Origin of the sequence: Lachnoanaerobaculum sp. Marseille-Q4761 (genome assembly GCF_017565785.1) — a bacterium.
GTDB lineage: Bacteria > Bacillota > Clostridia > Lachnospirales > Lachnospiraceae > Lachnoanaerobaculum.
Genome location: NZ_JAGEKB010000001.1, coordinates 476,664 through 496,938 on the forward strand (window position 1 = coordinate 476,664; position 20,275 = coordinate 496,938).

Here is a 20,275-nt window from a genome sequence, read left to right on the forward strand (position 1 = left end):
TCAAATCTTAAATCATCTTTTCAAGCAAAACATATTTTCTTTGTGTCTTTATTTTGTCCTTAAAATATCCGCCGGTTGCCTTTCCGGTATGTATCAGTGCCGATATCCCGCTCGCCTTTTTTTCTCTTAATTTATCCACAACCATCTGTGACAGTGCCGAGCCAAGCCCCAGACAATCCTTTTCCACACCCATATATAAAAGTACATATCTTTTTGCCTTTGATTTTACACTCATTACATTAAGTAAAAGTGCGGGGGTTCTGGGCTTACAAAGCAAATTTCCATAATCAGGCAGGCAGATTAAAAATCCCTTTAATCTGTTTTCCTTATATGCCAAGAATACCACATCCGTATCTATAACCATCTTTAAAGGAGAATAAAGCTTTATAAAATCCTGCTCGGATATCTTTTTAAAGCCGCAAAAATCCTTATACCCCTCCATCAAAACAGGATATATATCTTTTAAATATTTCTCAAAATTATCTACATTCGGATGGCAAAAAACATATCCTTCTTTTTTTACCTCCTCCAGTCTCATCTTCGCTTTTTCACTCTCAAAATCCTCATCCGGAATATCAAAAAAGTTGGAAGAATACTCTTCTGCCACCGAAAATCCGAACTTTTCCCAAAGTCCTATATAAAAATCTCTGTTCGCCGGCTCTCCTATATATGGTAAACCCTCCTCCATACAAAAGCGATATCTGGCCCAAAAGGAAATGTCGATAGGTCCTAAAAGTTTTTTCTTTCCGGCATCCTTAGCCAGATTTTGCGCCGTATTAAGCAGCTCATTTGCAACTTCTTCTTTATTTACGGATTCAAAAAAACCTATATATGCTGTATCATCATCCTCATATAAAGATAATAAACAACGCCCTGTCACTTCTTCTTTTTTATTTTTTGCAATGAGAGGAATAATATCTACCCCCTTGCATAAAACATTGGTGTTTTCTAAAACCTCCCTTTCAAAGACCTTATCCTGCATAATATGTTTATCATCATAGACCTTTGACGGAAACCTTAAAAACAGTTCCCTATCCTTATTCTTTTTAACTATACTTACTGTTATTTCACTCAATTTCATTCTCCCTTTTTATCCTGCAACAGCCCTTATCTCCGTCAAGCTCCACAATATCTCCGCTCTCTATCCGACTCATCAAATCTCTTATACCGACCACTGCCGGCTTTTTTAACTCTCTTGCCACGATTGCGGTATGTGAAAGAAGTGAACCTCTCTCAGCCAAAATCCCTCTTGCCACATACAGCAAAAGAAACCATCCGGGATCAGTAGAATAAGCAGCTATTATTTTATCTTTAACATCCTTTAGAGATACCTTGCTCATATCTGTGATTTTTATTACTTCTCCAACGACTTTCCCGTTTGACACTCCTCTGCCTGCAAGAAAATCACTTTTATTGCCCTCTTTACAGGAGGATATATCAACTCCCGAAAAATCAATACCGGGATTTCCCAAAAGTTTTACCTTTTTTATAGTCGGAATCTTATTATATACGAGCATCAGATTTTTTTCTTCCTTTATCTCCTCGCTAAAATCCCTGTTTAAAAAAATCATCTCCTCTATTTGAGAAAGTGATAAATTATAAATATCTTCACCGATTGTTTTTGAAGCTATTTTATCAATAAGTTTTCTCATAAGCCCGAATATTCTGCTTCTGTTAAGCCTTGAAATCTCACGGTAATTGGTTGAGCTTCTTGCTAATGATTTTTTTATATTTATAGGGCTTTTCCTTACTTTTTTAATAGAAAGTGATGCCCTTTCCTCCACAAGTTTATCCAAAAGCTTTGGTTTCGTCGCAAAAGTCCTTGTTTCAAGCTTGAGCTCACCTACAGTTCTGTCACCATAGTATTTTATATATCTTCTTTTCGCTTTTTGGTACTCTTTTGATTTATCTCCAAATCTTTTATATATATAAATCAAATCATTTAATGCCTCTACCGGCTTTTTACTCTCGAGTGCCAATGTCTTTTTTACTCTGCTTCCTGCAAAATGTGTAGACAAAAAAGACACCATATCATTTATCAATGTCCAATCCCATTCTTTAAAAAAGTTTTCTTCCATCTCCTTAAAAATACGGTATAGTTTCTTTGTATCTTCTTCCTTTTCAATTTTTTTATCAAAATAATGGAATTCTTTTTTGAAAAATACAGAAAGATTCCTCATCTTTCTCTGTGAAAGTACAAATAGATAAAGCGTTGAAAAGAGAAGTCTTACTTTTTTATTCAGTCCCGGCTTGTCTTTGGAAAAGTGAATTTCCGTATCCTCCACTCCAAGCATTCTTTGCCAAACAGGTATAACTTTTGAAGATAGCGGCATCAGTCTTAAAATATCATACCAACTGCTGATTTCATAATACATCCTTCCGCCAAAATCACTGACCATATTTGTAAACAGATCTTCATACTGTTTTGCCGATTTCCCAAGCACTCTTTGTCCGAGTCTTGTAAAAATCCTTGTATATACCTCCCATGCAAAGCTTCTTGTAAGCTTACTGCACACTCCGGGATAACTTTCTGCAATATTGCTGTTATCAAGTATACGAACAGGCAAAGTAAAATCAAGACCTGTAATCTCTCTTGCCTGTAAAATATATATTTTATTTTCTTTTATGGCAAATTCTATATCCATAGGCTTTCCAAAGAGCTTTTCTATCCTTTCACCCAAGATAATCAGCTCTTTTACAAAATGCTCGGGAAAAAAATCACCGCTTCCTTCCTTATAGGTAACTCCCTCCCTATAATGATGGTAGGTAACAGTTTCAGCCTTATCCTCCACTATTTTATTGCCCAGTCCTTTTCCGGCAACAACCACCATATCATTTAGAATCCCCTTAGGATTGGCAGTAAATAAAACACCAGAATACTCTGATTCCACCATCTCCTGAATGATGACACCCGAGTCCTTATTTGCACTCCTTATACCCAACTTTTTTTCATAGTGCCTGTTTTTATAACTTTCAACCACCGAAAGTATCGCCTTTTTTACTCCCTCTTTCGGCACATTTAAAACAGTCAAAAATTGTCCCGCATAGGAAAACTTTTCACCATCCTCATGTGCGTCATTTGAACGAATGGCAAAAAGTTCCGAATCAAAATATGAAAAATCCGGCTCATCACCCGGATAAACTGTTTTAAATTTGGGAACCAAAAAGCCGTTATTTTGTAAAATTTCTAAGTTCTCTGCTTTCATAGTTCTCTCCGAATAATATCACATATCCTCTCTACATCAGTCGCCTCCAAATCAGGATATATAGGCAAGGTCAAAACCTTTTTTGATATATCCGAAGCTATAGGCGTATCATTTGCGTCAAAGCTTTTGCTGTAACATTCATAAGCATTTGTGCACGGATAAAAATATTTTCTTGCAAAAATATTCTCCCTTGCTAGACTTTCATACAATTCATCCCTGTCTCCATTTTCCACAACTATAGGAAAATAGGCATAATTATATACAGTATCATTATTATATTTATTAAGTCTGATACCCTTTAAATCTGACAGCCTTTCTGTGTAAATCTCTGATATATGCCTTCTTTTTTCTATATATTCCGGCAGATGCCTCATATTACAAAGCCCCATAGCCGCTGCAAATTCATTCATCTTTGCATTGCTGCCCACATAGGGTACATTTTCCTTATCCGCAATACCGAAATTTTTTAAAAAATCCAATGATTTTCTTATATTCTTATCTCTCAGAGCGATAGCCCCGCCCTCTATAGTATTAAAAACCTTGGTGGCATGAAAGCTGAACACGCTCATATCACCAAAATCAGCCACACTTTTTCCCTTATATCTTTCGCCAAAGGTATGGGCGGCATCATAAATAACATATAGTCCGTATTTTTTTGCTATACTTTCTATAGCCTCCACATCACATATATTGCCATATACATGTACAGGCATTATAGCCTTTGTATTTTTATTTATAAGTTTTTCTACTTTTTCAGGATCTATTGTAAAATCATCTTTTTTTATATCACAAAAAACCGGATTTAATCCGTTTCTTACTATGGCATGAGTAGTTGAGGCAAAGGTAAACGGTGTAGTAATGACCTCTCCCTCTATCTTTAAGGATTGCAATGCAAGCTCCAGTGCCAAATGTCCGTTCACTGTAAGAACTATTTCCATATCGTCCATAAATTCACTCAAGTTTTTTTCAAGTTCATTGTGAACATCACCCATATTGGTCAGCCACGCACTCTCCCATATCTCATCCACATATTCAAGGAATTCCTCCTTAGGAGGCAATGTAGCCCTTGTGACAAATATTTTATTCTCTTTCATAAGCCTCCCTTTTATATATCGGTAAATATTATAGTACAGCTATCAACCTATCCACATCCTCATCTTTTGTAGCCCAGCTTGTACAAAACCTTATAACATGCTTTCCGTTTTCAAGAGTTTCCATAAAACCGAAGGAAACTTCCTTTGAAAGTCTCTCTCTTAGTGCATCATCCACTACAATAAATTGCTGATTTGTAGGAGAGTTGATATAAAGCTCATATCCCTTTTGCTGCAATGCTTTTTTTATCTTCATTGCAGCATCTACCCCGTTTTTGCCAAGTCTTTTATATAAATTATCCGTAAATAATGTATCAAACTGTATTCCAAGAAGTCTTCCCTTTGCAAGTACACCGCCAAACAGCTTCATATTTGTAAAGAAATGTTTGCAAAGCCCTTTATTTGTAAAGACTATCGCCTCGCCTATAAGTGCGCCGCATTTTGTTCCTCCGATATAGAAAATATCACAAAGTCCTGCAATATCTTCCAAACCTACATCACATGCACTGCTTCCGATTGCATAAGCAAGCCTTGCTCCGTCTATAAAAAGAGGCATCTTATACTCTTTGCAAATTTCACCGATTGACTCCAGCTCTTTCTTTGAATAAAGACTTCCATACTCTGTAGGCTGTGACAGATAGACCATACCCGGATATACCATATGCTCATGATTGACATCAGCATAAAACTCCGAACAAAATTTCCTTATAGCGTCCGCATAAATCTTGCCGTCCTTTGACTTTAGCCCTATAACCTTATGACCTGTATTTTCTATGGCTCCGGCTTCATGCACTGAAATATGTCCGGTATCCGCCGCTATAACACCCTCATAGTTTTTTAAAATACTTGCAATAACTATCTTATTAGCCTGTGTTCCTCCGCTTACAAAGAAGATTTCGGCATCGGCATTAAGAGCCTTCTTTATCTTCTCCTTTGCAGACAAACAAAACTCATCACTGCCATAGCCTGACTGTTTTGATAAATTGCTCTCAAGCATCTTATCTAAAATCTCCGCCGCCGCACCTTCACTGTAATCATTTATAAAATATAACATATTCGCCTCTATATAAAACTAATCAAGTAAAAAGTCGGACATTACCATATTGCTGAGGTCAAGTCCTTTTTCAGTCAGTCTAAGATATGGTGAATTATATTCCATAAGCTTTAACATCATATTTCTCTTTATCTGTCTGTCAAAGACCTCAAACATATCCACACCGAATTTTTCATTAAATTCATGTCTGGATACTCCCTTTGTCAGCCTTAGACCAAGGAACATAAATTCCTCCATATTGGCTTTGATATCCAGCTCCTCTATATCACAGTAAAGAGGAGTAATATCCTGCTGCATCTTGACACTCATATATTTTCTGTAATCGCTTTCCACATGGAAGCGTCTGTTCATCACATATCCGGATGCACCCACTCCAAATCCCAGATATGACACACCTGTCCAATAACCTATATTATGCCTGCACTCTCTGCCGGGCTTGGCATAATTACTTATCTCATATCTTTCATAGCCATGCTCTTTTAAAATACTTTTTGTAAGGGCATACAACTCCCTGTCTGTATTTTCACCCGGCAATAGCTGAGCCCCCTCCTCACTTCCATACTTTTCAAAGAATGGAGTGCCCGGTTCTATAATAAGAGAATATGCGCTTATATGCTCAGGCTTTAAGGCACAGACTCTTTTTAATGTGGTCTTATAGCTGTCAATAGTCTGTTTTGGCAGACCGCTCATCAAATCCACATTGATATTTGTAAAGCCATACTCTCTTGCAAGCTGATAGCTTTGTAAAAAATCCTTATATGTATGTATTCTTCCAAGCTCTTTAAGCTCTTCCTCTATACTGCTTTGCAATCCGAAGCTTATTCTGTTTACTCCCGCCTTTTTTATATGCATTATCTTGCTTGTTGATAATGTACCCGGATTACATTCTATAGAAACTTCCGCATCCGTTTCCACCATAAAGTTCTCGCGGATTGCATTCATTATATCCAGTATCCATATTCCGTTAAGTGTGGTAGGCGTACCTCCACCTATAAATATTGAACTGACCAGATAATCACTATAGTTTTGTCCCTGTGCTTTTATCTCCTCTATAAGCTGAGTGACATATGCCTTTTTCTCACCGTCATCTGCCTTAAATGATAAAAAGTCGCAGTACTTACATTTTTCTTCACAAAATGGTATATGCACATATAATTCTAACTTTTTCATAGACATAAATTATTAATCCTCATCCAATTTAAGTACGCTCATAAATGCCTTCTGAGGGATTTCCACATTACCTATCTGTCTCATTCTCTTCTTTCCCTCTTTTTGCTTTTCAAGGAGTTTCCTCTTTCTTGATATATCTCCTCCATAGCATTTTGCCAACACATCTTTTCTCATTGCCTTTACAGTCTCTCTTGCAATAACCTTGGAGCCGACTGCCGCCTGTATAGGTATCTCAAATAAATGTCTCGGTATCTCTTCCTTTAACTTTTCGCACATCTTTCTGCCTCTTTCATAAGCCGAATCCGCATGTACTATAAATGATAATGCATCCACCTCTTCCTTATTTATAAGAATATCAAGCTTTACAAGCTTTGAAGGCACATATCCCTTTAAATCATAGTCAAGTGAAGCATAGCCTCTTGACCTTGACTTTAGGGCATCAAAGAAATCATATATTATTTCATTTAAAGGCAAATCATATCTTAAAATAGCACGATTTTCCTCTATATATTCCATTCCGAGATATATTCCTCTTCTCTCCTGGCAAAGATTCATAATAGCACCTACAAACTCCTTTGTAAGCATTATCTCAGCCGAAACAATAGGCTCTTCCATATGCTCTATTTCTGAAGCATCCGGCAAATTGGAAGGATTGGTAAGCTCTATCTCCTCTCCGTTTGTCTTAAACACCTTATATACAACCCCCGGTGCGGTAGTAACAAGATCAAGATTATATTCTCTTTCAAGTCTTTCCTGTATTACCTCAAGATGCAAAAGCCCTAAAAAGCCGCATCTGAATCCAAATCCCAAAGCAAGAGAGGTCTCAGGCTCAAAGAAAAGTGAAGCATCATTTAATTGTAATTTCTCCAATGCTTCTCTAAGGTCATTATACTTTGCTCCGTCAGCCGGATAAAGTCCGCAATATACCATAGGTGTAACCTTCTTATATCCGGGCAATGCCTCCTTACACGGATTATTATTTAATGTAATCGTATCACCGACTCTGGTATCCTTTACATTCTTGATACCGGCGGTAATATATCCGACCATGCCGGCTGAGAGCTCATCACATGGAATAAACTGTCCTGCTCCGAAATAACCTACCTCAACCACCTCCGCCACGGCTCCTGTAGCCATCATTCTTATAGCATCTCCCTTTTTTACACTACCCTCTTTGATTCTTACAAATACTATTACTCCCTTATAGGAGTCATATATGGAGTCAAATATAAGTGCCTGCAAAGGCGCATTGATATCTCCTGTAGGAGCAGGTACTTTTGCCACTATAGCTTCCAGTACATCCTCTATATTTAAGCCCATTTTTGCGGAGATTCTCGGAGCATCATGTGCCTCTATACCTATTACATCCTCAACTTCACTTGCCACAAGATCCGGATCGGCACTTGGCAGATCCACCTTGTTTATAACAGGGAACACCTCCAGATCATGGTCAAGTGCCATATATACATTCGCAAGAGTCTGCGCCTCTATCCCCTGAGCCGCATCCACTACCAGTATTGCACCGTCACAGGCTGCCAGTGATCTTGATACTTCATAGTTAAAGTCTACATGTCCCGGAGTATCTATCAGATTAAATATATATTCATTTCCGTCATTTGCCTTATAAACAGTCCTCACCGCCTGACTTTTTATAGTAATTCCTCTCTCACGCTCCAAGTCCATATTGTCAAGAACTTGGGACTGCATCTCCCTGCTGGTCAAAAGTCCTGTCTTTTCTATTATCCTGTCTGCAAGAGTGGACTTACCATGGTCTATATGTGCAATAATACAAAAATTTCTAATCTTACTTTGGTCAACAATCATCTTTTCTTCCTATCATTTAAATGTTGAATAATAATGCTTATAATAACATTTTTTCCGGATTCTTACAATAATAGAGGATTAGGAGGCAGGTCATATATTCATCATCAAATCCAGATATAATTTACAGGAATCAAATAATTGCCTAAGCTCCACATATTCATTTTCCCTATGCACCACAGACAAATCCCCGGGACCTATGATTACAGGTATCAGATTATTTTTTATAAGCATACTGGCATCTGTAGAGCCCGTGAATGTATCAAAAGCAGGATCTATCTCCATTTTTTTCAGTGATGACATAATACCCTGTATCAATTCATCCTCTTTTTTTGTATGCCATGAAGTTCTCATATCCTCTATCTCATAGGTAGCGTCAAAATGCGGATTCTCAGATTTTATTTCCTGTATAAGCTCTTCAAGTTTTTCCCATATCTTAGCCGGCTCATGTCCCACCTGAAGTCTGGCATCTACAGTAAATACACATCTGTCAGGTACTACCTGCGGCTCCACCCCGGCATTTATGGCAAGTGTACGCCAAAATGTGTCCGGATACTCCTTAAACTCTGTATGCTTTATCTTTTCAATCAGCTTTATTGCAAGATATATCGCATTTTCTCCCACACCTTTTTGTGAACCGTGAGCAGTCATTCCATGCACACAAATATCCGCCCATGTCCTCCCCTTTTGCTCATTGCATATTTTCATATCTGTAGGCTCACATACTATAAGATATTTTGCATTTTTAAACGCCTCATTATCCTGCAATGCCTTGGAGCCCTTCATGAGATTTTCCTCATCAATGGTGGCGGCAAGTATTATATCTCTTGAAGGTATGATATTATGCCTTTTTAGCAGTATCATTGAATAAATCGCAGATATAAGTCCGCTTTTCATATCGGCACTTCCTCTTCCATATAATTTACCGTCCTTTATAGTCGAGGTAAATGGCGGAGTATCCCATCTTTTCATCTCATCCTCAGACACCGGAACAACATCCATATGTCCGGTAAATACCAAGGCAGCATTATCCTGACTTCCCTTTATCCTTGCTATGATATCATATCTGCCTTCTTCCACAGGCACTGATAAATATTCTATATTGTTTTCCTTTAACAGATTTTCCACATATTCGCACATTGGTTTTTCATTTCCCTTAGGATTTATACTGGGTATATCCACCGCCTTTGAAAGCATCTCCACCAACTCATCTTCATCTATTAAATCAAAAATATCCTGCATAATATCTCCATTCCGCCATAATGATGGCTTAAAAGCTTATTCCTTTAACTTATCTATATTTTTATTATAAAAATTAAAATATATTCCTTTTTTACTCAGTAACTCCTCATGTGTACCCGACTCCTCTATACCGTTTTCAGTAAGCACCAAGATTTTATCGGCATTTCTTATAGTTGAGAGTCTGTGCGCTATGGTAATTGTAGTTCTTCCCTCACTGAGTGTTTCAAGAGACTGCTGCACTATAGCCTCGGAATTATTATCAAGTGCCGATGTCGCTTCATCAAGTATCAGTATAGGTGGATTTTTAAGAAATACTCTTGCTATACTGATTCTTTGCTTTTGACCACCTGAAAGCTTGGTGCCTCGCTCACCGATATATGTATCAAACTTATCTCCAAGCTCCATAATAAAATCATAGGCACCCGCCATTTTTGCAGCCCTTTTGACCTCTTCAAAACTTGCATCCTTTTTTCCGTATACAATATTTTCATATACGGTGCCTGAGAATAAATACACCTCCTGTTGCACTATACCGATATTATCTCTTAGCGACTTTTGTTTAATATCACGAATATCTCTGCCATCTATCAGTATCTCACCGCTGCTGACCTCATAAAATCTGGGTATGAGATTGGATATTGTGGTTTTTCCGACTCCGGATGAGCCTACAAGAGCAATATTTTCTCCCTTATTTATATTAAAGCTTATATTATCAAGTATCTTTACATCACTTTGAGGATATGAAAAGCTTACATTCCTAAACTCAATATCACCATTTACTTCATCCAGTACAACGGCATCTTCCCTGTCAATAATATCGTTTTTTACATCCATTATCTCGATATATCTTTCAATACCTGTCATTCCTCTTTGGAACTGCTCCATAAAATCAACAATTCTTTTTACAGTGTTTAAAAGCATATTGATATAAAGAGTGTATAAAAACATATCGCCCGCATTTATAACTCCGATTTTCATATAATGACTTCCAAGCACAATAACCGTCAAATACATGATACCGTCAAAAATCCTGTAGACCACCTGCATATTTGCCATATACTTGTAGAATACCTTTTTAATGTCCAAAAATTTCAAGTTTTCCTTATGGAACTTTTCCACTTCCAAATCCTCATTTGCAAAAGACTTAACCACCTTTGCACCGAGAATATTATTTTCAATACCTGAATTTATATCACCGACATGATTTCTTTGTTCTTTTTGTGCCGCTCTCATCCTTTTATTTGTGGTTGACATAAAAAACACCATAATCGGTATCATCATAAATATAATTAAAGTCAGCGGAATATTTATATTTATAAGTATCAAAAATGAAATAACAAATTTTACAAATGCAATAAAAAACTCTTCCGGGCAATGATGTGAAAACTCCGTAACTTCAAACAAATCAGTAGTTATACGGGATAAAATCTGACCGGATTTATTGGTGTTATAATATGAATACGGCAGCTGTTGAATATGAGAAAAAATATCATATCTCATATCCGTCTCTATCTGCGCACCCATAACATGCCCGATATTTTGCATATAGTAATTGGCTATGGTATCTATTATACGAAGCAATATAAATATTGCTCCAAGCGTTATTATAAGTTTTAGAGTCAAAAGCTCTATATTTTGTCTTGCGGTATTTGTCAGATATCTCAGTATTATCGGCAGTACCAAATCACACATTGTAGAAAATCCGGCACATATCAAATCAAGTATAAGTGTAGGATAATATTTGCTGTAATAAGGCAAAAACCTCTTAAGCAAATACGAATTAGTATAAGTTTTTGACATAGAAATCTCCTTCTTTATTTTACAACCCCTTTAGTATAACACCTTTTAGAATAAGAAAATACATCATTTTTATATGTGCAAAAATATATCTGTTTTGGTATATTTCTCTTTAAAACTTTGATTATGGAAACATTAGAGAATAATTATACTTTTTTACTAATACAGTAATGTTTAAATCTTGATTATAATTCTCCGATAAACTATCATATAGATAAGTACTTGGCGTGAAAATACTTTTCATAACTGTTTGTTTTGCCTTTCACCAAAGAAATGGAGGTTAAGATGAATAATAAAGCTGCAAAGATATCGGCATTTATATTTTTTTGTATTTTTTCTTTAAATATGTGCATCAATTCATTTGCACTCACTCCCCCCTCAAATGATGTTTTGATAAATACTCTTTCAAAAAATGGGGAGTCCACTCAAAGTATTGTAGATAATACAGAGATATTCTTTGTTTACAATGCGGTGCCTGTCAGCAAGATAAAATCAGAGGATAAACTTATAGAACTTGTTTTTGAGTCGAATACAGATACTATTGATATGAAGGATTCCAACTGGGTTGTGACAGAATATCAGCCATCAAATGAATATTTTGAGAGAATACTTTCGTATGATAAAAACGGTAAGCTTTTTGAATCCGCAAATTTAATTTATGAGGACAGAAATTACACAACAACCGCTCTAATGTCTGAGCTTTTAGGTGAACAATATAATACAAGAATGAAAAACATCCTCTTACTCGGGGCAGACAGAGCCACCCCCTTCGGCTCAGTACTGTTGGTGAAAGTTTTTGATGATGATTCATTAAAAATAGGGGTTTTAGTCGATATTGAGAGAGATGAGATTTCTATAAAAAAGGGATGGTATACCTTTGATGAAATCAAAAAATTTATAGCTTTATACAATTCAGATAAATTCAGCACAGTAAATTCAATCATATTATCAGCCGTGGGAATAATCGCTGTTTTATCGGTAGGATTTATTTTATATAAAAAATACAGGAAAAGTCTATAGCACAGTAAAAATCGCCGACTTCTTACATTCCGGCGATTTTTGCATTTTTTTCTCTTCATTTTATGGTGACTAAAATATTACTTTAAAGTAATTGAATCGTCAATGTGTAGAATATGGGAAGAGATTAAGTATTATAGATAATAGGCAGCTATTAAGCTACTACACTTGTATCATCAACTGTAACACCCTCAGGAAGCTCCGGTCTTGGATTTCCCTCCTTCATAGCTTCTTTATTAGACTTTCCTCCAAGTGACGGCTTCTCACCTGACTGATTATCGGCTCCGCCTAATGTAGGGCGATCACCTGACTGGTTGTCGGCTCCGCCTAATGCAGGTCTGTTACTTGACTGGCTATCAGATCCGCCAAATGCAAGGCGATCACCTGACTGATTATTATTGCTGTCACTTAAACCCTTATCAAAATCATTGAAGTATTGAATAAAATAAGGCTATCACTTTAAGAAGAAAATCTTAAAGTGATAGCTTGTTTTTTCTCTTTTAATCTATGGATTAGAATAATAACAATATCAATACAACTCTAAATAAGATATTTTTGCTTTTTAAGAGCAGAATCAATCTTTCAGACAGCCAATAGGTATAACCTTCACGCCATTTTCTGTTGTAAATGCCATTGGTGCTGTGCCACAAATGACAATCAGTGCAGATGGTTCTCTGTATATAGGATGTGGATGCTCCGAATTTTTTAATGCTTCCTTATTATGTTCTTGTATTACCCTTTTAAAGCGTAATAATGATTTTTCAGCTTCGGGAATTTTATTTGCACCTACTTTGATTTCAATCAATGCATATTTTCCGTCAGAGTTTTGATATACTGCATCAGCTTCGATACCGGTATCATCTGTGTAATGCATGATTCTTCCTTCATGTGCATCTGCATAGACAAGTAAATCTCTCAAAACAAGATTTTCAAAAACATGCCCGAATAAATCTAAATCATTATTAAAGTATCTCGGACTTATGCCAAGGGCAGCAATTCCAATAGACGGATCAACAAAAATATGCTTCTTTGCAGATCTGATTGCGGTTCTCGACCGGATTTGAGGCGTCCATGCGTCAATATCTTTTATAACAAATAGCTGCTCCAGTATCTCTATATAAGAAAACAAAGTTTTATCTGTTGTATTCTGTGTAGCTTTAACATCCGCAAAAATGCTACTTTTCTTAGCCGTTGTAGCCATATTTCTCGCATATGACCATATCAATGTTCTTGCCAACTCCGGGTTTCTTCTCACTCCATCAATAGCAATTATATCTTTTTGATAAATCTGTCGAAAGTAATCTTTTGCAATTTCAAGCTTTGCTTCTTCAGAAGAAAGTGCCAAACATCTCGGCCACCCTCCCCTACATGCTGCTATAAAAAGCATTTCAAGCGTCAGATCTGACATAACCCCATCTATGTCATATGACTCATCATCCATTATTTTTGATAATGAGACAGAACCGTTAGATTCTCCGGTTTCGTATAATGACATCGGAAACATTAAAAGTTCTGTAATTCGGCCTGTACCTGTATGTGGTGTGTCTATTTTTCGGCTTGTCGAACCTGTCAAGTAGTATTCACCAACAGACTCAGGATTATCATCACAATCTTTTCGAATCGCTCCCCAGATTTTTACAGCATCCTGCCACTCATCAAACAATATTGGTTTTTTGTTCTTCAGAAGTAGTTTAGGTGATGTATCTGCTACAGCTAAATATCCATCTCTTTTCTCTTCATCCTGGAACTCAATCACAGTGGAACATCGCTCCTTTGCTGTTCTTGTTTTTCCACATCCTTTAGGGCCAATAATGTTTATAGCATTAAATGCCTCTTGTTTTCGATCAAGAACTTGATCAACAATACGTCTTACATATTCCATATTAACTCTGCCTCCCGACAATTCCCAGTATAGCATGTAATATAGTACATTTCAATTTCACTTCTGCTTTTTCGGCAGTTTTACTTCTGCTTTTTCGGCAATTTCATTTCAGTTTTTTCGGCAATTTTATTTCCACTTTTTCGATATATGAATCTACACTTTAAATAACCAAAGCAATAAACATGCTTCCTTCACTTTCCTTTTTCAACTCCTTTTATCAAGCCTATAACAAGAAGGCTACATTCTCAACTGTATACAGTACCACAGTTTGGGAACTGAAAATATACGCTTGCCGTCCATACTCGTATAATTAGACTCCGTCCAAACGGCATTCAAATCTTTATCCTTGATGCTACTCAAATGTTTTTCACAAAGCTTAGGAAAATATTTGAGCAGCTCTAAAAACAGCATCCAATTTCTACCTATACAAGTATAAAATTTATTTTTCATTTATTTCCCACTATAGGTACTACTTCCGGTTCCATATCCGGACCGTCTTCTATACGAATCACCTCGACTGCCGCCTCTTTGTTCTCGTCTATAAATAAAGTATAATACATACCATATTCGATATATTCAACGATTTCTTCCTGCTCACCCCTCTTTACCCATATTAGGTCCATGTCATCAGCCCATCCGACCTTATCAAGGCTCTTTATCTGTACATATATCGGCTCTTCATACATAGTAAGTTTATAAGAAATATCCCGCTCAAGTTTCGTATATCCATTTTCTGTTATGCTTACCTCATCTTTTATATCTGTGGCAATTTCATTTAATCTTTTAATTCTGTTTGTATACTTTGGAGCATATCTGATATTAAAGCCCTGAATGGTTTTATCATCCGCAGCGTAAACACTGATTCCATATCCATAACCGTATAGTGGATCCCAAAACCCGTATATTCCATGTTCTCTATAATCATAAGCATAGTCTCCCCTTTTTCGCCCTGAAAAAAGTTCAAAATCCATATTTGAATTTTCCCTTATAAGCCCTGTCTTTATGCTTACAACATACCATTTCGGAACACGGCTCTCTTTGCAATACCAACAAATGCAAAAAATCTCATCACCATCCTTAGTAAGTGTGATTTCCGCTCTCTTTTCCTCCTCTATAAGATTTCCATTATATTCCCATCCGTTTGATATAAGTTCCTCTAAAGGAAAAGGCATTTGATATAAAGAATCGTCCAGACTGAAAATGTAATCATCTATAGAATCCCCCATAGTAAGAGGTTTCCTATACTCACCCCAATTTTCTTCTCTACAAAATTCATCCTGATTAAAAGTTGTTCCTTCAGGTTCTATAGGAACACTGAGCATATAATCTGCACTATATCCTCCAAATATGCTTTTCTTATTTTTGTGTAGTCTTAGTTTCACTCTGTCTATATACCCATGGAGTGCCGGACTATATGTTTTATATTGTACCGTCAGTTTACCGTTTTCTCCTACTATGAATGTCCAGTCTCTAAACTCTATAAAATTCTCACTTCCCTCCCTCGCATAAACAGGAAGAGCAAACATATCCTCAGATTCCATATGAAAGCTATCTTCTTTAGAAAGATACTGCCATACATCTGTCGTATCAAAGGCTCCCGCCATTTTCAGTACAAATTCCGCATTCTCAGAACTTATAAGTTTTTTATCATTTTCAAAAATAACATACTTTTCCAAACTATCTTTTAAAATATTCTCACATTCCACTTCATTTAAAGTATACAGAAATGCTGCCTGTTTTTCCTTAGTATCCAGCACACCTCCCTTACCTATAGTATTGGAAGCACCACCATGAGATGCATGTAGAGTCTGAATCAACCATTTAATTTTCTCTATATCCGACTCTGACAGTTCGTCAACATCACTTTTATTCTCATTCGAGTTATTTTCATATATTTCGGCTTGTTCTACAGTCTTTTCCCGCCCTGTCAAGCCGCAGGCAAACATGATACTGATAGAAAAAATGAACAATATTGCTGTAAATATTTTTTTCATTTTCAACCCTCCCACATACCTATATATAATCTCCCCTGCAAAGTCATAGTTTCATCTCTGCATTTTTTCCTACCATACCGGTTCATCCGACATATCATAAATATTTATAAACCCTGCCGGATATATAAAGTCCGGTAAAATAGTCGGCTCTCTTACCACAGGATAAACCGGATACCACTCTATGATTTTATAGGCTTGACACATAATCCCCTTTATATCCTTCAATTCCGGCAGCTCTTCTACCTTACATAAATAAACCTTTTGTGCCCCTCCAAAAGATGTGGATATTGCAGGCGGTTCAACTTCCCCTTCGATCCATATATCATGGATCTTATCCTCACTGTAAAATCCGGTTTCATCGCCAACCTTACTCCAACCTGTCCCTGTATTATAATTACCTTGCAATAAAACAAATTTACCATATTTAATAAAATTTTCTTCTCTGATTGCATATTTTACCGGTATACACGCAATAATAATATAAACTCCCAATATTACAAATAAAAAAAGAAACAATGATATTACTGCTCTAACTATCCTTTTCATAAACATCCCTCGTCTTTACTCTCATATAAATACAGACTTACCGATGTATTCCACACTCTCCGGTATTTTTATATTTTCAATCTGTATACAATTTGCAAAAGTTGAATCCTCTATGCGTTTTAACCCCTTGATTTTACCTTTTAATGCTTTCATAAAAGATAGTACATCTGACAGTTTGTCAATATATTTTATTTTATTCTAACTATACCATAGTTCATATCTGTTTCATTCTTTATATCTGCAACTATCATATATTCACCATATATACTTTCTATATAATCAAATACCGGTTTTAATACTTCCTCCCCTTTCAAATTTAAAAGACCATATTTTTTAATCTTCATACTTGAGTCGGAATAAATGTAGCCAATTATTGCTGAATGTTCTTTATAATACTCTGCTTTTGAAATAAAGAATAAAGAATCACCGCTAAAAATATTTTCTCCATTCTTTCCTATAACAGATACCAAATCTTTTGTTACAAAGGCTCTTTCGTCATGAAAATCACCTATAACTAAAGGAATACCACCTAAAGCACTATATGAATAAAAAGGAATCACAACCTCTCCCTTAGCATCTATGTATGCCCATGCCATATAACCGTCTTCCAAATAATTATTAATTGCAACAGCTGCAAGTCCTTCACTAAAGCTATGTACTTCATCAAATTTACAACTGATTACCTCTTTACCGTTTTTATCAATATATCCCCATTTATCTCCCTGCCTAACAGCTGCCAAATCCTCTCTAAAATTTTCAACTTCATCATATTGAAAATCTATTGCTACATTTCCTGCTGTATCTATAAATCCCCACTTATTATCTTTGTCCATGACTGCAGCATAATTTTCATAAAATGAATGTACATCATAAAACTTAAAATCAATAACCTGATTAAAATTTTCATCTATAAATCCCCATAAACCGTTAAGCTTGACCGCTGAAAAGCCATCTTTAAGGGAATATATACTTTCATAAGTTTTATCCGATAACTTATTACCTGCTTTATCAACATGGAAAAAAGAAGAATTTTTATTGGCAATAAAGACATTTTCTCTATCAAATTCAATATCATCAAAAAGTGGATATTCAAAAATATCTTTGGTACTTGCATCAATAATACAAACTTCTTTATCATTTTTATGAAATTTAAATAAATCTCCATCCAAAAAAGCTATATTCTTATATAAACCCGGCTTGATTATCCACTCCCATTGTGCATTGGTTTTAACAAGCAAATTTGATACCACAATACCGGAAAATATTAAAAGTAAAATAAATATTAAAATAACGGTCTTTTTTCTACTACATAAATATTTTTGCTTGTATTCTGTCCTTATAATCATATTTACCCTTTCTTTTCTAAATATCGAATTTTCAAATCCACTATCAGTGTAAATCGAGCGGTTAGATCTTTCCTGCCTCTTTTATGGTTTTATTTTTCAAAAGGTTATTGTTTTCCCTTGTTCTGTCAAGGATATAGCTTTCTTCATATATAATATCCTATATCCAAAGACATAGCTTCAGAATTCCTTACTTTTGGAGTGATCCATTTGCTTATCATAATAATTTTCTGCCGTTTAATCTATATATCTCACTTTCACATTCTCATAAAAATCAATCTTTTCCGCTATTTCTTTACTCACAATTACTTCTTTTACATTACCTGAGCCTAAGAGTATACTTTCTCCTACATCATCCACCGACTTAGGTATATATACTCTTTTTAAATTTCTGCAATCTACAAGGCACAGCTTAGATATATATATCAGCCCTTCCGGAAACTCTACATCTTCTAATCTATAGCAATGACCTAGAGCGGACTCTCCAATCATTTTCAGTTCTTTTGAAAAAACTATTTCTCTTATATTGGATTGAGAGAATGCTTTATTTGCTATACTGATTGTTCCGTCTTTTATGATAACCTTTCCTCTTTTTTTATCCACAAGTTCTATAAGATGATTCCCTATATATTTGCAACTATACTCATCCTCTTTTATGCTATTATAGTACTTTGTATCATAAAAAGAATTTCCGATATAGAGCGGTTCCCCCTCAAACTCTACATTTTCTAAGTTTATACATAAACTAAATGCACCATCATCTATTTGCTTCACATTCTTTGGAATAACAGTCTTTTTTATAAAAGTACAACCTTTAAATGCTTCTTTACCTATATATTCAAGTCCTTGAGGCAGTTCTATATGCTGAAATTTCTCACAATTTTCAAAAGTATTACCATATATATGAGTGATATGTTCAGGTATTGATATATTTTCCAAACTTTTACAATTGTAAAATGCTGATGAACTGATATATCTCACAGTTTCCGGTATTGCTATATTATAAAGCTTACTACACCCTGAGAAAGCATACTCTCCTATACTCTTTAATCTATCTGATAAAACAACACTTTTTAGTTCATCATTTCCTATAAATGCACCGCCTGCAATTACAGTAATCTCAGTTGGAATCAAAACCTCTTCCATACTGTAAGTTGATTGAAATAATATATGTTTATAATATTTTAATCCCTCTGAATCTACAGGAAGTTTTTTATACCATTCTGTACCTTCAAAACAATATGCTCCTACCCGGCTGATACTGTCAGGTATATTTATTTCGCTAAGTTCAGTACACTCTCCAAAAACATTATACCCAAGCCCTTCAACAGAATCACTTAAGTATATAGATGATAGACTTGTGCATCCGTTAAATGCTGCATCATCTATATACTTTAAATTATTTGGTAAAACCACTTCTCTCAATGCTTTACAACCGGAAAATACAGAATCCTCTATATGACTTATAGTGTCGGGAAGTTTTACGACCTCCAAATTTTCACATCCCATAAATGCACCCATTTCAATATCGGTAATGTTTTGTGGAAATTCTATATTATTTAAGTTTTCACATCCGAAAAATGTCATCTCCTTTATCTTTTTAAGTGATTGTGGCAATGATATTTCTTTTAAATCAGTACATCCGCTAAATGTTGATTCCCCAATATATTCTACACTTTCAGGAATTCTTATTATTTCCAAACTTGTACACCCATTAAATGCATCTCTGTCTATTTTTTCTAAACTTTCCGGCAGATTTATTTCTTTTAAATTTTTGCAGCCTATGAATGCTCTTCTATGTATTATTTTTACACTTTCCGGAATATATACTTTCTCTATACTCTTACAATCTGAAAAAGCATCCTCAATAATTTCCGTTGTACCTTCGGGTATGTATACAGTCAGGTTTCTTATATTTTTATCTACTAACCCCGCTTTATATTCAATAACTTTATTATCCCTTAAAACTAAATGCCATCTAAAATTTAAAGCTATATACGATATAAAAACAGCTATTACTCCAGCTATAACTATACAAAAAATTTTATATTTAAATTTCATATATACATTCCTCAATATATCACCTTTATTTTTAATCCTGCCATTTACGGT

At 35.5% G+C, this 20,275-nt stretch carries 16 protein-coding genes; 1 reads left to right on the forward strand and 15 read right to left on the reverse strand.

The features are described from left to right. Positions 1-7: 7 nt before the first annotated feature. From J4O15_RS02245 to J4O15_RS02280, 8 genes are all read right to left on the reverse strand, one after another. Complete coding sequence (locus J4O15_RS02245; RefSeq protein ID WP_243761930.1) at positions 8-1,081, reverse strand: hypothetical protein; 1,074 nt, start codon at positions 1,079-1,081, stop codon at positions 8-10. Then, positions 1,068-3,206, reverse strand: a complete 2,139-nt coding sequence (locus tag J4O15_RS02250) for a PEP/pyruvate-binding domain-containing protein (RefSeq protein WP_208099533.1) — start codon at positions 3,204-3,206, stop codon at positions 1,068-1,070. The genes J4O15_RS02245 and J4O15_RS02250 overlap by 14 nt, the downstream gene beginning before the upstream one ends. Next, positions 3,203-4,300 (reverse strand): DegT/DnrJ/EryC1/StrS family aminotransferase, encoded by a 1,098-nt coding sequence (locus J4O15_RS02255; protein WP_208099534.1) that lies wholly within the window; start codon positions 4,298-4,300, stop codon positions 3,203-3,205. Before J4O15_RS02255 ends, J4O15_RS02250 begins: the two co-directional genes overlap by 4 nt. A 28-nt stretch (positions 4,301-4,328) precedes the next feature. Beyond that, positions 4,329-5,351: a threonine aldolase family protein gene (locus J4O15_RS02260; RefSeq protein ID WP_208099535.1), complete on the reverse strand. Its 1,023-nt coding sequence runs from the start codon at positions 5,349-5,351 to the stop codon at positions 4,329-4,331. A gap of 18 nt (positions 5,352-5,369) precedes the next feature. Further along, complete coding sequence (hemW, locus tag J4O15_RS02265) at positions 5,370-6,527, reverse strand: radical SAM family heme chaperone HemW (RefSeq protein WP_208099536.1); 1,158 nt, start codon at positions 6,525-6,527, stop codon at positions 5,370-5,372. A gap of 6 nt (positions 6,528-6,533) precedes the next feature. Beyond that, complete coding sequence (lepA, locus tag J4O15_RS02270; RefSeq protein WP_208099537.1) at positions 6,534-8,345, reverse strand: translation elongation factor 4; 1,812 nt, start codon at positions 8,343-8,345, stop codon at positions 6,534-6,536. Positions 8,346-8,435: 90 nt separating this feature from the next. Next, positions 8,436-9,584, reverse strand: coding sequence for a M20 family metallopeptidase (locus tag J4O15_RS02275; RefSeq protein WP_208099538.1), 1,149 nt, complete (start codon positions 9,582-9,584; stop codon positions 8,436-8,438). Between the two features lie 36 nt (positions 9,585-9,620). Then, on the reverse strand, positions 9,621-11,384 hold the full coding sequence (locus J4O15_RS02280; RefSeq protein WP_208099539.1) for an ABC transporter ATP-binding protein: 1,764 nt from the start codon (positions 11,382-11,384) through the stop codon (positions 9,621-9,623). A gap of 282 nt (positions 11,385-11,666) precedes the next feature. Here J4O15_RS02280 and J4O15_RS02285 point away from each other — a divergent pair, with 282 nt between their 5' ends. After that, positions 11,667-12,401: a hypothetical protein gene (locus J4O15_RS02285; RefSeq protein ID WP_208099540.1), complete on the forward strand. Its 735-nt coding sequence runs from the start codon at positions 11,667-11,669 to the stop codon at positions 12,399-12,401. Between the two features lie 571 nt (positions 12,402-12,972). Here J4O15_RS02285 and J4O15_RS02290 read toward each other — a convergent pair. From J4O15_RS02290 to J4O15_RS02320, 7 genes are all read right to left on the reverse strand, one after another. After that, on the reverse strand, positions 12,973-14,280 hold the full coding sequence (locus J4O15_RS02290; protein WP_009221130.1) for an ATP-binding protein: 1,308 nt from the start codon (positions 14,278-14,280) through the stop codon (positions 12,973-12,975). Positions 14,281-14,517: 237 nt separating this feature from the next. Then, positions 14,518-14,730 (reverse strand): hypothetical protein, encoded by a 213-nt coding sequence (locus J4O15_RS02295; RefSeq protein WP_208099541.1) that lies wholly within the window; start codon positions 14,728-14,730, stop codon positions 14,518-14,520. Further along, on the reverse strand, positions 14,727-16,274 hold the full coding sequence (locus J4O15_RS02300) for a hypothetical protein (protein WP_208099542.1): 1,548 nt from the start codon (positions 16,272-16,274) through the stop codon (positions 14,727-14,729). The genes J4O15_RS02295 and J4O15_RS02300 overlap by 4 nt, the downstream gene beginning before the upstream one ends. Before the next feature lie 69 nt (positions 16,275-16,343). Beyond that, positions 16,344-16,820 (reverse strand): hypothetical protein, encoded by a 477-nt coding sequence (locus tag J4O15_RS02305; RefSeq protein WP_208099543.1) that lies wholly within the window; start codon positions 16,818-16,820, stop codon positions 16,344-16,346. A gap of 21 nt (positions 16,821-16,841) precedes the next feature. Further along, positions 16,842-16,973 carry a leucine-rich repeat protein gene (locus J4O15_RS02310; RefSeq protein ID WP_208099544.1) on the reverse strand — a complete coding sequence of 44 codons (132 nt, stop codon included), beginning with the start codon at positions 16,971-16,973 and terminating at the stop codon, positions 16,842-16,844. Between the two features lie 35 nt (positions 16,974-17,008). Next, complete coding sequence (locus J4O15_RS02315) at positions 17,009-18,166, reverse strand: WG repeat-containing protein (protein WP_208099545.1); 1,158 nt, start codon at positions 18,164-18,166, stop codon at positions 17,009-17,011. A 234-nt stretch (positions 18,167-18,400) separates the two neighbouring features. Continuing rightward, positions 18,401-20,224, reverse strand: coding sequence for a leucine-rich repeat domain-containing protein (locus J4O15_RS02320; protein ID WP_243761931.1), 1,824 nt, complete (start codon positions 20,222-20,224; stop codon positions 18,401-18,403). Positions 20,225-20,275 lie beyond the last annotated feature (51 nt).

What these genes read in the sequence shown, in the direction of transcription:
- J4O15_RS02245 (WP_243761930.1), bottom strand. Translation starts at nt 1,081, where the DNA reads ATGAAATTGAGTGAAATAACAGTAAGTATAGTTAAAAAGAATAAGGAT.
- J4O15_RS02250 (WP_208099533.1), bottom strand. Translation starts at nt 3,206, where the DNA reads ATGAAAGCAGAGAACTTAGAAATTTTACAAAATAACGGCTTTTTGGTT.
- J4O15_RS02255 (WP_208099534.1), bottom strand. Translation starts at nt 4,300, where the DNA reads ATGAAAGAGAATAAAATATTTGTCACAAGGGCTACATTGCCTCCTAAG.
- J4O15_RS02260 (WP_208099535.1), bottom strand. Translation starts at nt 5,351, where the DNA reads ATGTTATATTTTATAAATGATTACAGTGAAGGTGCGGCGGCGGAGATT.
- hemW (WP_208099536.1), bottom strand. Translation starts at nt 6,527, where the DNA reads ATGTCTATGAAAAAGTTAGAATTATATGTGCATATACCATTTTGTGAA.
- lepA (WP_208099537.1), bottom strand. Translation starts at nt 8,345, where the DNA reads ATGATTGTTGACCAAAGTAAGATTAGAAATTTTTGTATTATTGCACAT.
- J4O15_RS02275 (WP_208099538.1), bottom strand. Translation starts at nt 9,584, where the DNA reads ATGCAGGATATTTTTGATTTAATAGATGAAGATGAGTTGGTGGAGATG.
- J4O15_RS02280 (WP_208099539.1), bottom strand. Translation starts at nt 11,384, where the DNA reads ATGTCAAAAACTTATACTAATTCGTATTTGCTTAAGAGGTTTTTGCCT.
- J4O15_RS02285 (WP_208099540.1), top strand. Translation starts at nt 11,667, where the DNA reads ATGAATAATAAAGCTGCAAAGATATCGGCATTTATATTTTTTTGTATT.
- J4O15_RS02290 (WP_009221130.1), bottom strand. Translation starts at nt 14,280, where the DNA reads ATGGAATATGTAAGACGTATTGTTGATCAAGTTCTTGATCGAAAACAA.
- J4O15_RS02295 (WP_208099541.1), bottom strand. Translation starts at nt 14,730, where the DNA reads ATGAAAAATAAATTTTATACTTGTATAGGTAGAAATTGGATGCTGTTT.
- J4O15_RS02300 (WP_208099542.1), bottom strand. Translation starts at nt 16,274, where the DNA reads ATGAAAAAAATATTTACAGCAATATTGTTCATTTTTTCTATCAGTATC.
- J4O15_RS02305 (WP_208099543.1), bottom strand. Translation starts at nt 16,820, where the DNA reads ATGAAAAGGATAGTTAGAGCAGTAATATCATTGTTTCTTTTTTTATTT.
- J4O15_RS02310 (WP_208099544.1), bottom strand. Translation starts at nt 16,973, where the DNA reads ATGAAAGCATTAAAAGGTAAAATCAAGGGGTTAAAACGCATAGAGGAT.
- J4O15_RS02315 (WP_208099545.1), bottom strand. Translation starts at nt 18,166, where the DNA reads ATGATTATAAGGACAGAATACAAGCAAAAATATTTATGTAGTAGAAAA.
- J4O15_RS02320 (WP_243761931.1), bottom strand. Translation starts at nt 20,224, where the DNA reads ATGAAATTTAAATATAAAATTTTTTGTATAGTTATAGCTGGAGTAATA.